A 15,043-nucleotide genomic window follows, 5' to 3' on the forward strand; every position below is an offset into this window, starting at 1 on the left:
ACCGGCGACCCTCGACGGACCGCGTCGTGTTCGGTGTCGCCGCGGCCCTGGTCGTCGCGATCGTCGTGTGGGGCCTGACCGCCCCCGAGAACCTGAACACGGTGACCGGCCGGGTACTGGACTGGCTCGTCGTGGACCTCGGCTGGCTGTTCGTCCTCACCGCCAGCGGATTCGTGATCTTCGCGCTGTGGCTCGCGATGAGCAGGTACGGGACGATTCCGCTCGGCAAGGACGGCGAGAAGCCCGAGTTCCGCACGGTGAGCTGGATCGCGATGATGTTCAGCGCCGGCATGGGCATCGGCCTGATGTTCTACGGGGTCGCCGAACCGCTCTCGCACTTCGTGACGCCGCCGCCCCGCAGCGCCGGTGGCGCCGGACCGGCGATGGCCACGACCATGTTCCACTGGAGTCTGCACCCGTGGTCGATCTACGCGGTCGTGGGTCTGTCGATCGCGTACGGCACCTACCGCAAAGGCCGGAAGCAGCTGATCAGCTCGGCGTTCGTGCCGCTGCTCGGCAGCCGCGCGGAGGGCCCGCTCGGCAAGGTCATCGACATCCTCGCGCTGTACGCGACGTTGTTCGGCACCGCCGCCTCGCTCGGGCTCGGAGCCCTGCAGATCGGTTCCGGATTCGAGGTCACGGGCTGGATGGAGGAGACCGGCGTCCTGCTGCTCGTCGCGATCGTCGCGATCCTGACGTGCGCGTTCATCGCCTCGGCGGTGTCCGGCGTCGCCAAGGGCATCCAGTGGCTGTCGAACATCAACATGGTGCTGGCGCTGAGCCTCGCGCTGTTCGTGTTCGTGCTGGGGCCGACGGTGCTGATCCTCAACCTGATCCCGACGACCCTCGGCGCCTACGCCTCGGACCTGGCTCGCATGTCCGCACGCACTGCCGCCTCGAGCGCCGAAGCGGGCGAATGGCTTTCGTCGTGGACGATCTTCTACTGGGCGTGGTGGATCTCGTGGACCCCGTTCGTCGGCATGTTCCTGGCCCGCATCAGCCGGGGCCGGACCATCCGCCAGTTCGTCGTCGGTGTCATCATCGTGCCCAGCATCGTGAGCCTGTTGTGGTTCGCGGTGTTCGGCGGGGCGGCCATCGGCCAGCAGCAGGACGGCCACGACATCGCCGGCGCAGGCAGCCTCGAGGGGCAGTTGTTCGGGATGCTCGGCAACCTGCCGCTCGTCGGGGTGTCGACGTTCGTCGTGATGCTGCTCGTCGCGATCTTCTTCGTCTCGGGTGCCGATGCCGCGTCGATGGTGATGGGCACCCTCACCCAACGCGGGACGCTCTCGCCCGGCCGATGGATCGTCGTGTTCTGGGGCGCGCTCACCGGCGGGGTGGCCGCGCTACTGCTGTGGACCGGCGGGTCGGAAGCGCTCGGTGCTCTCCAGACCATGACGATCATCGCCGCGGCACCGTTCGTGGTCGTCATGGTCGGGTTGTGCATCTCCCTCTACCGTGACCTGTCGCGAGATCCGCTCCTCGGCGGGCGCCGGCCGACGCTGCGGCGCACCGGATGACCGCCGTCCCGGACCGTATCGCGTTCGCGGTCGAGGCGATGGCCCCGCGTCCCGGCATGCGGGTGCTCGAGATCGGATGCGGGGGAGGAGTGGCCGTGTCGCTGGTGCACGAGCGCATCGGCCCCGACGGCACGATCCTCGGGGTGGACGGTTCGGCGACGCAGATCGACCGCGCGCGTCGGCGCAACGAGGCGGCGGCCGGGGTCGAGTTGCGGGTGGCCCGGTTCCCGGACGTCGATGGCGGTCCGTTCGACCTGATCTTCGCGATCGATGTGCCCGCTTTCCGTTCCGGCGACCCGGCCGTGCCCGCCGCAGCGGCCGCGCTGCTGCGCCCCGGCGGTGAACTGTGGGTGTTCGACGAACCCCCGCCGGGCACCGCGACCGGACCGATCTCGATGCGGATCAGCGCCCTGCTGTCGGAGGCGGGATTCGCGATCGTCGACATGGTCGAGCGGGGCCGGACCGTGGGGGTCCTTGCGGCGCCGCCGGAGTCGGTCGAGAAAGGTTGATCGTTCACCGTGCGCCGCCGTGGCCGGTGCGCGACAGTGATGATCATGAAGTCGGCAGCACCCCGGCTCTTGTCGGCCTTCGAAGCCCTGATCGGTGTCGACCTACCCGTCCGTGTCCGCTGCTGGGACGGGTCCGAGGCCGGCCCGCCCGACGCGGCCGCGCGTGTCGTCGTGAACCGCCGTCGCGCCCTGCGTCGCATGCTGTGGGCGCCCAACGAACTCGGCCTGACCCGCGCCTACATCTCCGGTGATCTCGACGTCGACGATCTGTTCCCCCTGCTAGGCATCCCGGAAGTGGTCGACCGGATCGGGGACCATCGGCTCGCCGGCCTGCGCCCCCGCACCCTCGCGCGTGCCGCGGCGACTCTTGTGCGGCTCGGCGCGGTCGGGCCGCCGCCGCGACCACCCGCCGTCGAGATCCGCCGCCGCCGGGGGATCCGGCACAGCCGCGACCGCGACTCGCTCGTGGTGTCGCACCACTACGACGTCGGCAACGACTTCTACCGGCTGTTCCTCGGCTCGACCATGGTCTATTCGTGCGGCTACTGGGTGGACGACGACGCCCGGCTGGACACCGCACAGCGCGACAAGTGCGATCTGGTGTGCCGCAAGCTGGGACTTGCTCCGGGGATGCGGCTGCTCGACGTCGGCTGTGGCTGGGGTTCGCTGGCGATGCACGCCGCCCGCGACTACGGAGTCGACGTGGTCGGGGTGACGGTCAGCCGCGAACAGCGCGACCTGGCGACGAAACGGATCGCCGAGGCCGGATTGTCCGATCGGATCGAGATCCGGTTGCAGGACTACCGCGACATCGACGACGGTCCCTTCGACGCGATCGCGAGCGTCGGCATGTCCGAGCACGTGGGGCTGGTGAACCTGCCGCTGTACGCCGCGGAGCTGCACGCCCTGCTGCGGCCCGGCGGCCGGTTGCTCAACCACGCGATCGCGCGGGTGCGGTCGTTGCCGGACAAGCCCGGTCGTGCCCCGTCGTTCATCGACCACTACATCTTCCCGGACGGCGAGGTGCTGCCGCTCAGCAGGACGATCGACGCCTTCGAACGAGCCGGAATCGAGGTGCGCGACAGCGAATCGCTGCGCGAACACTATGCGCTGACCCTGCGCGCCTGGGTGTCGAACCTGCTCGGATCGTGGGACGAGGCGGTGCGGCTGGCCGGTGAGGAACGGGCCCGCACCTGGCTGCTGTACCTGACGGCGAGCGCCCTCGGGTTCGAAGCACCGAACCGGCTCACCGTCCATCAGGTCCTCGCGGTGCGTCCCACCGCGGACGGCGCCAGCGGGATGCCTCGTACCCGCGATCGGTGGCTCCGCGGCACGCGCGCCGCCACCTGATTGTCGGACCCTCGCAGTACCGTGACGCTGCCCGCGGTTTCACTGCGAGAGGAGATGTTCGTGAACGACATCGGCCACTTCGACGAATCGGTCGAGCTCGCCTGGGCCAGATTCCGGACCCAGATGGCCAGGAGCATCGCCGAACTGCCCCTCGGCGACGGTCTGGAGCTACGCGCGGACACGGCGCTGACACCGGCCGCGGGGGTGCGGATCGAGAACCGCCCCGGTCTCGGGGTCGGCGCCCGCATGCTCGCCCCGCCGTGGGAGTGCGGGTCGTCCGCGCCGCGACAGTGCCCGCCCGACACGCCGTCGACGATCGGCGACCCCGATGCCGTCGCGTCCTGGGTGGTGGGCGTGCTGCGCGACCGGTGGGACGTCGTCGAGCCGGCGTTCGTGCAGGTCGGGCCGTATCCGGGTGTCGACGGCGGGCAATGGTACGACGAGCTGCGCGGCCGCGTGGGCGACGCGCTCGCCCACGTGCTGGGCCGGCCCGCCAGCATCGACGCCGACGGCGACTTCGTGCTGGTGCTCGACTCGCAGGTGATCTTCGTGATCGTCGACCGCACCGTTCCCGCGGTGCGGGTGTGGATCCCGCTGCTGCACCGGATCGCCGATCGGACCGGCGCCGCGCACTGGGTCGACGGGTTGCGCGGCGGGCCGGGCGTGCGCGCGCTGGTCGTCGAGGACCGGCTGGTCGGGACCGGGGAGATCCCGGCGGCGCCGTTCGACCCGGCCCACCTGGAGGAGCGGATCGATGCGATGCGCCGGCTCATGCCTGCGGTGGCCCGGCGGGTCGCCACGAACTTCGGGGGCGTCCACTACACCGAGGACGATCGCCGGCCCGGCACACCGGACACGGCGTTGTTCGACGACTGGTACTGAGCAAACCGGTATCGGGCGGACCGGTACCGGGCGCGGTCAGCGCCAGCTCGGCAGCCACAGCTGGTCGTGCCACTCGGCAACCGTGATCGGCAGCGCCGTCAGGATCGGCCACAACCACACGAAGTTCGCGACCACCAGACCCACGTACAGGCACACGACGAGCAGACCCGTCGAGCGTCTTTCCCGCGACGCCCGGGCCGGGCCGAGCACGTCCCCGAGCACGAGCGCCACGCCCATCACCAGGAACGGCGCCAACGGCACCGCATAGAAGTAGTACATCTGCCGGTCGAGGGTCGCGAACCAGGGCAGCAGTGCCGCGCCGTAGCCGGTGAGCACGGCCGCCCACCGCCAGTCGCGTCGCACCACGATCTGCCACAGCCCCCACGCGACCATCGCCAGCGACACCCACCACAGGGCGGGCGTGCCGATCAGCATCACGGCCTTGACGCATTGTTCCTCGCCGCACCCGCGGATGCGGTCGCCCTCGGCGAAGTAGTACAGCATCGGCCGCAGGCCCATCGGCCACGTCCACGGCTTCGACTCCCACGGATGGTGGTTGCCCGCCGAATTGGTCAGTCCGGAGTGGAACTCGAGCACGTTCGCGCTGTAGTACCACAGCGACCGCAGCGAATCCGGCACGAACGAGAACGGGCCGTCGGTGCCGATCTTCGTGCCCACCGCGTGCCGGTCCACCCCCGTTTCACTGGCGAACCACGCCCAGTAGCTCGCCAGATACACACCCAGTGGGATCAGCACCAGCGCGTACAGCGCCGGACCGATATCGCGCAGCGCGGTGCCCACCCACGGCCGCCGCACCCCGTAGGCGCGGCGCGCGGCGACGTCGAACGCCACCGACATCAACCCGAAGAACGCGATGAAATAGACCCCGGACCACTTGGTGCCGACGGCCAGGCCCAGCAGCACACCCGCGCCGAACCGCCACCAGCGGACCCCGAGCCGCGGACCCCAGGTACTGACCCCGATGCGGTCCTCCGCGGCCACCCGCGCCATGCGGGCACGCACGTCGTCGCGGTCCACGATCAGGCAACCGAACGCACCGACGACGAACATCGCCTGGAAGACGTCGAGCATCCCCATCCGGGACGAGACGAACGTGACCCCGTCGACGACGAGCAGCACCCCGGCGAGCGCGCCGAGCAGTGTCGACCGGGTCAGCCGCCGCACGATGCGCACCACCAGCAGCACCAGGATCGTGCCGGCGACCGCCGACGAGAACCGCCAGCCCCACCCGTTGTAACCGAACAGGGCCTCGCCGAGCGCGATGAGCTGTTTCCCGACCGGTGGATGCACCACCAGCCCGTAGCCGGGGTTGTCCTCGATCCAGCCGCCGGTGAGCACCTGCCAGCCCTGCGGCACGTAGTGCTTCTCGTCGAACACCGGCGTCTTCGCGTCGGTGGGGTAGTGGAGCATCGCGAACCGGGTGATCGCGGCGAGCGCGGTGACGAACAGGGTCACCACCCAGCCGCGGGCGCGGTCGGTGGGACCCGGATCGACCGGGGGCACCAGCGGCCCGGGACTCAGCAGGCGACGGTCGGGGGCCTCGGCGGGGCGCTCGTCCGTCACGGTCACGGTCCGATCGTAGGCTGATACGCATGCAGGCAGAGAACCCGGGACAAGGACGGCTCGTGCTGGCGGCCACGCCGATGGGTGACATCGGCGACGCCTCGAGCCGGCTCCGCGAAGCCCTCGCGACGGCCGACGTCGTCGCCGCCGAGGACACCCGCCGCACCCGGTCGCTCGCTGCGGCCCTCGGGGTGACCATCACCGGTCGCGTCGTCAGCTTCTACGACCAGGTGGAAGTCACGCGCGCCCCGGCGCTGATCGCGGACATCGAGTCGGGACTGACCGTGCTGCTGGTCACCGACGCGGGCATGCCGTCGGTCAGCGACCCCGGGTACCGGCTGGTGTCCGCGTGCGTCGCCGCGGATCTGCCCGTCACGTGCCTGCCCGGCCCGTCCGCGGTGACCACGGCGCTCGCACTGTCGGGGCTGCCCGTCGAACGGTTCTGCTTCGACGGTTTCCCGCCGCGCAAGTCCGGTCCGCGCCGCGCCTGGCTGCAGACGCTCGTGACGGAACCGCGCGCGGTGGTGTTCTTCGAAGCGCCGCACCGGCTGGCGGCGTGCCTGGCCGACGCGGTCGCGGTGCTGGGCGGCGACCGCCGCGCCGCGGTGTGCCGGGAGCTGACCAAGACCTACGAGGAGGTGCGGCGCGGCACGCTCGCCGAGCTCGCGGACTGGGCCGTCGACGGTGCCCGCGGCGAGATCACCGTGGTGCTCGAAGGGGCATCGCAGCAGGTCGCCGACCCCGCCGATCTCGTCGAGGAGGTCGAACGCCTCGTGGCGAGCGGGATGCGCCTGAAGGACGCGTGCGGGCAGGCCGCGACCGCCGGTGTCTCGAAGCGCGAGCTGTACGACGCGGTACTCGCCTCACGGCAGGAATGAACCCGTCCGTAGACTCGTCGCAGTGAGTGCTCCACCCGAACCCCTGTCGACCGACGAACCGCATCTTTCGCGGCAGCTGTCCAACCGGCACATCCAGCTCATCGCGATCGGTGGTGCCATCGGAACCGGACTGTTCATGGGGTCGGGCAAGACGATCTCCCTGGCCGGTCCGTCGGTGATCTTCGTGTACATGATCATCGGGTTCATGCTGTTCTTCGTCATGCGGGCGATGGGCGAGCTGTTGCTGTCGAACCTGCACTACAAGTCGTTCGCGGACTTCGCGGCCGACCTGCTGGGGCCGTGGGCCGGGTTCTTCACGGGCTGGACGTACTGGTTCTGCTGGATCGTCACCGGCATCGCCGACATCGTCGCGATCTCCGGTTACGTGCGTTATTGGTGGTCGGACGTGCCGCTGTGGATTCCCGCCCTGGCGGCGATCCTGGCGTTGCTGCTGCTGAACCTGCCGACCGTGCGAGCCTTCGGCGAGACCGAGTTCTGGTTCGCCCTCATCAAGATCGTCGCGATCGTCAGTCTCATCGTGGTCGGCCTGGTCATGATCATCGACGGCTTCACGGCCCCCAACGGTGCGACCGCCGGTTTCGACAACTTGTGGAACGACGGCGGGTTCTTCCCGACCGGCCCGATGGGGTTCGTCGCCGGTTTCCAGATCGCGGTGTTCGCGTTCGTCGGGATCGAGCTGGTCGGTACCACCGCCGCCGAGGCCAAGGACCCGGAGAAGAACCTCCCGAAGGCGATCAACTCGATCCCGATCCGCGTGCTGTTGTTCTATGTCGCCGCGCTGGTCGTCATCATGGCGGTGACGCCGTGGCGGGAGATCGAGGCCGGTCGCAGCCCGTTCGTGGCGATGTTCACCCTCGCCGGCCTCGGTATCGCCGCGTCGGTCATCAACTTCGTCGTGCTCACGTCGGCGGCGTCGTCCGCGAACTCGGGCATCTACTCGACGTCGCGGATGGTGTACGGGCTCGCGCAGGAGGGTGACGCGCCGGCGGCGCTGGGCAGACTCAACCGGCGCCGGGTCCCGGCGAACGCGCTGATGTTCTCGTGCATGTTCCTGCTGTCCGCGATCGTGCTGCTGTTCGCCGGTGACTCGGTCATCGAGGCGTTCACCCTCGTCACGACGATCTCGGCGCTGCTGTTCATGTTCGTGTGGTCGATCATCCTGGCGAGCTACCTGCGGTACCGGAAGCGCCGTCCGGACCTGCACGCGGCGTCGACGTTCAAGATGCCCGGCGGTGTGCCGATGGTGTGGGTCGTCTACGCCTTCTTCGCGTTCATCGTCTGGGCGCTCACCCAGGAGACGGACACCCGCGAGGCGCTGATGGTGACCCCGATCTGGTTCGTGGTGCTGGCGGTCGCGTGGGCGCTGATCCGTCGTCGTCCGGAGCATCGGGCCCGGTACGCCGCGTTCCGCAAGGACCTGGAGGACGAGGCCGCGGCCGAACACGCGGCGCGCGACTGAGCGGCGCCGCCGCATCGCCGAGCGGGGCCGCGTACCCCTTTCGCTCGGGCGCAGTGAGGTGTGGAATTGAATTACCACACAACGGACTCCGGAGGCGTCTATGGGTGATCTGCTTCCTTCGCGATCCTCCTGATCGCTGAGCAATCTTCCCCGTCCAACGACCGATACGGCGCACAAGGCCGCGGTCCTGTGCGTCGGCCAGGGAGATGAGAACGATGTCGACATCTGCACACGATGCGATGCGCACCCACCCGGACATTCTCGAAATGCGCGCGCGCTACGACATGGCGGCCGAACAGCCCCCGGCGCAGGTGGCCGACGGACTGCTGATGATCGCCGGTCTCTACGCGGCGTGCTCCGCCTGGATCGTCGGCTTCAGCGGCGAGATGAACCTGACGATGAGCAACCTGTTCACCGGCCTCGCCGTCGCCCTGCTGGCAGTCGCATTCGGCTCGGCGCTCGCCCGCACCCACGGGATGACGTTCGTGGCACCGTTGCTCGGGGTCTGGCTGATCGTCTCCCCGTGGGTGGTCGCCGGCGTGACCACCACCACCGGGATGATCTGGTCCAACGTCGTCTGCGGCATCGTGATCTGCCTGCTGGGTCTCGCGACCGCCGCGATGGGAACCGATCTCATGGGGCGCTCGCGTCGCATGACACCGACGCGCTGACCCGGATGCCCGGGTCTGTGTAAGGAGCCGAACCGGCTCCGAGACCCTCGTGTGCACCCCGCCCGGCAACGGGCGGGGTGGCGCAGCCCTGTGTGCCTAGGCGAGCGCGAGTATCAGCACCACCGACGCAGCGACCGTACCTGCTACGACGAACGACGGGGGCACCCAGCCGGAAATCCGGTCGACGATTCTGATCATGGTCACCCTCAGGACCCGATCCACCGCTTCCCCACGCCGACAGGAACTACCCCTCGAACTTCAATTCCCACCGGCGTGGGGCCACGCTGGTAGCGAGACCGTTCTCGCTTCGGTGACCACTCTTCCGCCGAAATGCGACCCGACCAACTACCGGACCCTGCGGAACGGATATCATCCCAGGTCACAGTGGGTGAGGAAATTTTCCGCAGCGGAGTTTTCCTGGAATCCCAGGGGAATCTCCGACGAACCGGAAGGTGCGGAAGCGGATGGCAGAGGACGACGGCCGCGACGAACCCGACCCTCGGCAGTTCTTCGCGGACCAGTTGCGCATGCTCTTCGCCGCCGCGGGCCGGCCGCCCCTGAAGAAGGTAGAAACGGAATCCGCGGCCCTCGCCCGGGCCATGGGCAGCGACCGCACGGTGTCCGTGCAGCGGCTCAGCGACTGGCGTTCCGGGAAGCGTCTGCCCGCCAGCTTCGAGACCGTGCGTCCCGTGCTCGTCGCACTCGTCCGGGCGGCCCGCGCCCTGAACCCCGAACCGCCCACCCCCGGCCTCTACTCGCTGAAGCAGTGGCAGAACTGGTGGGACTGCGCCCGCGGAACGTCGTCGGGACCGGGCCGGACGGCCGAAACACCCGAGCCTGCACCGGTGCCCCAGGCCGGAGTGCGCCCGTACCGGGGACTGTCCGCGTACCGGGAGAAGGATGCGTGGCTGTTCTTCGGCCGCGCCGAGAGCGTGCGCACACTCGCCGACATCACCGTCGCGGCGCACGGGCACGGACCGGTGATCGTGACCGGGGCATCCGGCGTCGGCAAGTCGTCGCTCGTGCAGGCGGGGCTGATCCCGGAACTGTGCGGGGACGGTGACCAGCGCCCCGTCGTGCTCACCCCGGGGCGACACCCGCTCGGCCGTCTCGCCGAGGCGATCCCCGAACTCGCCGACCCCGCCGCGCAGCGTGCCGACGCCGTCGCCGTCCAGCGGGCGATCCGGGCGGCGGCCACCCGCATGGGGTGTTCGTCGCTGCTGATCGTCGTCGACCAGATCGAGGAACTGTTCACCCAGTGCGACGACCGCGACGAACGCTCCCAGTTTCTCGGGGTCCTCGAACGGGCCTCGACCACCGTCGAGCACGAGGACGCCCCGGCTACCGTCGTGGCGACGATGCGCTCGGACTTCTACGAGCAGGCGGTGTCCTATCCGGTTCTGGCCCGCGCGCTCGAACGCCGCACCAAGACGGTGCGACCGCTGCGCCGCGAGAACCTCGAGGAGGTGATCACCGAACCGGCCAAGCTCGTCGGGGTCAAACTCGAATCCGGCCTGGCCGATCTCATCCTCAACGACCTCGGAGTGCTCACCGGGGGTGAGCTCAGCGGCACGGAACTGCCGTTGCTGTCGCACCTGCTCGACACCATGTGGGATCGCCGCCGGGGCGGGAACCTCACCGTCGCCGGCTACCGCGCGACCGGAGGGGTGCGCGGTTCGATCGCCGCGAGCGCCGAGCGCGCATGGGAGGAGCTCGACGATCGAGGCAGGCAGCTGGCCCGGGAGATGCTGGTGCACCTGGTGTACGTCACCAACACCGGCACCGACGTGAAGATCGCCCGGCCGCTCGCCCAGCTGCTCGCTCTCGGCGACCGCGCCACCGCGAGCCGCGTCCTCGACCATTTCGTGTCCGCCCGCGTGGTCGTCGTCGATGCGGGACATGCCGAGCTGATCCACGACGCCGTGATCGAGGCGTGGCCGCGCCTGAAGTCCTGGATTCAGGAGGACCGCTCGTCGGCGGCACTGCGTCAGCAGCTCGAGGCGGACGCCGCGAACTGGGTGGAGACCGGACGCAACAAGAGCATGCTCTACCAGCGCGGACGCATGGATCTGGTCCGTGAGCAGGACGCGCGGCTGACCCGCGTCGGCAACGGCCGAGGGGAAGTGGGCTCGGCCCTGAGCCCCACCGCCGTCGATTTCCTCGCCGCCTCCCGGCGGGAGATCGAACGGGCCGCGCGGTGGCGGCGGATGGTTCTCGCCGGTCTCGCGATCTCGACGATCGTCTCGTTCGTCACGGGCACGCTGGCGTGGACGGCGAAGAACCGGGCCGAAGAGGAACGCAGCGCCGCCGAGTTCCAGCAGATCATCGCGCTCGCCGACGCCATGCGCGACGACGATCCGACGACATCGGCGGACCTGTCGCTGGTCGCGGCCCATCTGCAGCCCGACAGCGATGTCGCTTATTCCCGACTCGTCGCCACCCAGGGGACCCCGCTCGCGCGGACCCTGGACGGGCACACCGGACCCGTGTACGGGGTGGCGGTCTCACCGGACGGAGCCACCCTCGCCTCGGCCAGCGACGACGGTTCCGTCCGGTTGTGGGACCTGTCCGACCGCGCCGACCCGAAACCGATCGGGGAGCCGCTGACCGCGCTGCCCGACTACATGGCGTCGGTGTCGTTCAGTCCCGACGGCCGGCGCCTCGCCGCCGGTGGTGGCGACGGCAGCGTGTGGATCTGGGATGTCACCGACCGCGCCCGTCCGGTCCTGCTGCTCGAACACCACGGGCCCGAGGGCCTCGCCGTGCACAACGTGCGGTACTCGCCGACCGGCCGGCTGCTGGCGGTACCGTACGACGACGGCACCGTCGCGCTCATCGACACGACCACCCCGGATTTCCCGGTGACCGTGCTGAACGCCCACGACGGCGCCGTGCGCACCGCGGTCTTCCGGACCGACGGCTCGGTCCTCGCGACCACCAGCGACGACCGCAGCGTGCGGCTGTGGGACGTCAGCGACCCGACCGACCCCACTCCGATCGGAGCGCCGCTCACCGGGTTCGGCGACGTCGCGCACTCGGCGGACTTCGACCCCACCGGCACGAGACTTGTCGTGAGCAGCGACGACGGCATGCTCCACCTGTTCGACACCACCGTCGTCGCGGCGCCGCGACTGCTGGGCGCCCCGACCCGCGCGCACACCGGGGGCGTGTGGAGGGTGACGTTCCTGCCCGACGGGCGCACGGTCGCGTCCGCGTCGTGGGACGGCACCGCGAAGTTGTGGTCCGTCGACCCGGTCGCCGGGATCGTCGACGAACTGAAACCGGGACTGACCGGCAACGGCGGCGGATTGCCCGTGTTGACCGTGACACCCGACGGCCGGACCGTCGTCACCGGCGGGCAGGATTCCAAGATCCGGATGTGGACGTTGCCGCGCGAACGCGTCGGTGTCGCCGATGCCGCCCTGACCCTGCCGTCCGTCGACCGGTCCGGCAGGCTCGCCGCGACCGGGGGCTACGACTCGGTGGTGAACCTGTGGCGCATCGACGACGGCGGCCGCTGGAGCCAGGCCACGGCGATCGACCTGCCGCGTCCGCTCGGCGGCGCGAACGTCGTCGCATTGTCACCGGCCGGGACGATCCTGGCGACCGCTCCCACCTCCGGGGGCAGTGTCCGCCTGTGGGACGTGGCCGACCCGGAACGCCCGCGGCCGCTCGGCGAACCCGTCCGGCTCGGTACCCGGTTCACTTCGGAGCTGGCGTTCACCCCGGACGGCAGGACGCTGGTAACCGGCGCGGACGACCAGTCGGTGACCCTGTGGAATGTGACCGATCCGGTGCGTCCGGTGCCGCGCGGCGCTCCGTTGACCGGTCCGACGAACCTCGTGCGCAGCGCCGCGGTGAGCCCGGACGGCCGCAGCCTCGTCGTCGCGAGCGCGGACGGAGAGATCTACGCGTGGGACATCGCGGACCCGGACCGGCCGGTCGCGGTGCCGGTGACCGGTGGGCACACGGCCGGTGTCAACGGCGTGGCGTTCGGTGCGGACGGTTCGGTGCTGGCGACCGGCGGCGACGACCACACGGTGATCATCTGGGACCGCGGCGACGACGGCGGTTTCACCGCGCGGAGCACACCGCTGCGGGGACACACCGGGACCGTCTATTCGGTGTCGGTGGCACCCGGCGGTGGCGTGGTGGCCAGCGGCAGCGACGACGGCACCGTCCGGTTGTGGGACGTGGCGGCTCCGCGGGCGATGCACGCGATGGGCGGTCCGATCACCGACACCGGCGTCGGCCGCTGGCAGGTGCGGTTCCTGCCGGACGGCACGGTCGCCGCGGCGGGTGGCGACGGCGTGATCCGGACGTGGGGTCTCGACGCGGACGAGATCACCGACCGCATCTGTTCGTCGACCACCGGAGAGATCAGCGCAGTGTTCCTGCAGTTCGAGCTGCCCGGGGGACTGGACGTGTGCGGGGACTGAGCTGCAGGATGCTCGCGGCCTTGTCGAGGCATTCCTGCCATTCGGCGTCCGGATCGGAATCGATGGTGATGCCGCCGCCGACGCCGAGCGCGCACTCGTTCCCGGCGAATTCGACGGTGCGGATGGCGACGTTCAGTTCGAGCCCGGCGACGGGACTCGCCATGCCGACGGTGCCGCAGTACACGCCGCGGGGCAGCTCTTCCCAGTCCTGCAGCAGGTCTCGTGCCCGGAGCTTGGGGCATCCGGTGACCGACGCGGGCGGGAAAGCGGCGTCGAGCAGCGCGTCGGCGGTGACGTCCGGCCCGAGAGTCGCAGCGACGGTCGACACCAGATGCCACACGCCGGGTGCCGGATGCACGCCGAGCAGGTCGGTGACGGTGACGGTGCCGGTCTCGGCGACCCGGCCGAGGTCGTTGCGCACCAGGTCGACGATCATCACGTTCTCGGCGACGTCCTTGACGGAGGCTCGTAGGTCGGCGGGGTCGCGGTGCAACGGGAGCGTGCCCTTGATGGGGGAGGACTCGACGCGGTCGCCGTGGCAGGCCAGGAACAGTTCGGGTGACAGGGACGCCACCGCGCCCCACGGTCCTTGCAGGTAGGCGGCCCGATTCGGACGGGTGGTCTCGACGGCGTCGGCGAAGAACGCGAGCGGGTTCCCTGACCAGGTGCCGGTGAAGCGGGTGCACACGCACGCCTGGTACACCTCCCCGGCCCGGATCGCGTCGAGGCACTGTTCGACGCCGTGCCGGTGCGTCGCCCGGTCCGGTGGGGTCCAGTCGATCCGCCAGTCCGGCACCGTAGGATCCGGATCGTGCACGGCGGCGGCCAGATCCGGTGGGCACGGCTCGTCCGTCAGCGTTTCGTACCACCAGCAGCCGGAGTCGTCGAGCCGCAGCACGACGTCGGTCCACCCGCCCGCCGCGACCGGCAGTGCCGGGGTCCTCGGGACCCGGTCCGGATACGCGAGATAACCGATCCATCCGCCCCCGATCAGCGGCCCGTCTTCCCGGGCGATCCGACCGGTCGTCCGATCCGCCCGGGTGAAGGTGCCCCGGACCGGGGCGGGGGAGGTGGCGAGACTGGGCGCGATCACGGCGGCGGCGCCGAACCACAAGCCGGTCAGCGCAGCGGGCGGGGCGATTCCGAGGTCGCGGGCGCGGACGCCGAGCGCTCGGAGCACTCGTGCGGGGCTGCCTCCGTCGCCCAGTCGCTCCATCCGCATGGTCCCAGCTTTCCACGGGTACGCACCGCTGCCGAAACCGCGGGACTCGGTAGGGTCGTGATCCGTGTCTGCTGAATCGGGGGTGGCCGACCTTGTGACCGGGGCCGGCAAGGTGCTGCGGGCCTACGGCCGCAACGCACTTGCCGACCGTGCCGAACGCAAGCTGTCGGGCGAAGGGCGTACGCGATCGGTCGTGGTGGTCGGCGAGATCAAACGGGGAAAGAGCATGCTGGTCAACGCGTTGATCGGCCGCGACGGCATCACGGTGGACGACGTGGAGAACGCCACCGCCGTGTCCATCCGGTTCGTGCCGGCCGACGCCGAGAACCCGGAGGGCACAGCGGAACTGGTGTTCCCGGACGGCAACCGGCGGATCCCGCACGCCGAGCTCGCCGACTGGACGACCACGGGTGGGCGGTACGTCACCGATCCGGCGGTCGAGGCGCTGCCGGTCGCCGCGGTGGTGCCCGTCGCATCGCGGCGGCTCGAGACCGCCACCATCGTCGAC

The 15,043-nt window shown here is 70.3% G+C and carries 10 protein-coding genes and 1 pseudogene; 9 read left to right on the forward strand and 2 right to left on the reverse strand.

The window, feature by feature from the left end:
* Positions 1–26: 26 nt before the first annotated feature.
* The 4 genes from I0Q12_RS00055 to I0Q12_RS00070 are packed head-to-tail and all read left to right on the forward strand — an operon-like array spanning position 27 to position 4,261.
* Positions 27–1,520 (forward strand): BCCT family transporter, encoded by a 1,494-nt coding sequence (locus I0Q12_RS00055; RefSeq protein WP_307845960.1) that lies wholly within the window; start codon positions 27–29, stop codon positions 1,518–1,520.
* Positions 1,517–2,029, forward strand: a complete 513-nt coding sequence (locus tag I0Q12_RS00060; protein ID WP_197250011.1) for a class I SAM-dependent methyltransferase — start codon at positions 1,517–1,519, stop codon at positions 2,027–2,029. Before I0Q12_RS00055 ends, I0Q12_RS00060 begins: the two co-directional genes overlap by 4 nt.
* Positions 2,030–2,074: 45 nt before the next feature.
* A complete protein-coding gene (locus I0Q12_RS00065) occupies positions 2,075–3,379 on the forward strand; it encodes a class I SAM-dependent methyltransferase (RefSeq protein ID WP_374068474.1) in 1,305 nt (434 codons plus the stop codon).
* A gap of 60 nt (positions 3,380–3,439) precedes the next feature.
* Positions 3,440–4,261 (forward strand): hypothetical protein, encoded by an 822-nt coding sequence (locus I0Q12_RS00070; protein WP_197250013.1) that lies wholly within the window; start codon positions 3,440–3,442, stop codon positions 4,259–4,261.
* A 36-nt stretch (positions 4,262–4,297) separates the two neighbouring features.
* On the opposite strand, the gene I0Q12_RS00075 is transcribed toward I0Q12_RS00070, so the two are convergent.
* Positions 4,298–5,851 carry a dolichyl-phosphate-mannose--protein mannosyltransferase gene (locus I0Q12_RS00075; RefSeq protein WP_197250014.1) on the reverse strand — a complete coding sequence of 518 codons (1,554 nt, stop codon included), beginning with the start codon at positions 5,849–5,851 and terminating at the stop codon, positions 4,298–4,300.
* Positions 5,852–5,874: 23 nt separating this feature from the next.
* Between I0Q12_RS00075 and rsmI the strand changes: the two genes are divergently transcribed.
* The 4 genes from rsmI to I0Q12_RS00095 all read left to right on the forward strand — a co-directional run bounded on the left by rsmI (position 5,875) and on the right by I0Q12_RS00095 (position 13,313).
* Complete coding sequence (gene rsmI / locus I0Q12_RS00080; RefSeq protein ID WP_197250015.1) at positions 5,875–6,723, forward strand: 16S rRNA (cytidine(1402)-2'-O)-methyltransferase; 849 nt, start codon at positions 5,875–5,877, stop codon at positions 6,721–6,723.
* 22 nt (positions 6,724–6,745) lie between these two features.
* A complete protein-coding gene (gene cycA / locus I0Q12_RS00085) occupies positions 6,746–8,203 on the forward strand; it encodes a D-serine/D-alanine/glycine transporter (protein WP_197250016.1) in 1,458 nt (485 codons plus the stop codon).
* A gap of 215 nt (positions 8,204–8,418) precedes the next feature.
* Complete coding sequence (locus I0Q12_RS00090; protein WP_197250017.1) at positions 8,419–8,874, forward strand: SPW repeat protein; 456 nt, start codon at positions 8,419–8,421, stop codon at positions 8,872–8,874.
* 464 nt (positions 8,875–9,338) lie between these two features.
* Positions 9,339–13,313 (forward strand): WD40 repeat domain-containing protein, encoded by a 3,975-nt coding sequence (locus tag I0Q12_RS00095; protein WP_197250018.1) that lies wholly within the window; start codon positions 9,339–9,341, stop codon positions 13,311–13,313.
* On the opposite strand, the gene I0Q12_RS00100 is transcribed toward I0Q12_RS00095, so the two are convergent.
* On the reverse strand, positions 13,255–14,535 hold the full coding sequence (locus I0Q12_RS00100) for an aminodeoxychorismate synthase component I (RefSeq protein ID WP_197250019.1): 1,281 nt from the start codon (positions 14,533–14,535) through the stop codon (positions 13,255–13,257). The two genes, I0Q12_RS00095 and I0Q12_RS00100, sit on opposite strands and share 59 nt — an antisense overlap.
* A gap of 64 nt (positions 14,536–14,599) precedes the next feature.
* Between I0Q12_RS00100 and I0Q12_RS00105 the strand changes: the two are divergent.
* Positions 14,600–15,043: pseudogene (locus tag I0Q12_RS00105) on the forward strand (hypothetical protein); the annotation flags it as partial.

It is taken from the genome of Rhodococcus sp. CX (assembly GCF_015865005.1).
Classification (GTDB): Bacteria; Actinomycetota; Actinomycetes; order Mycobacteriales; family Mycobacteriaceae; genus Rhodococcus.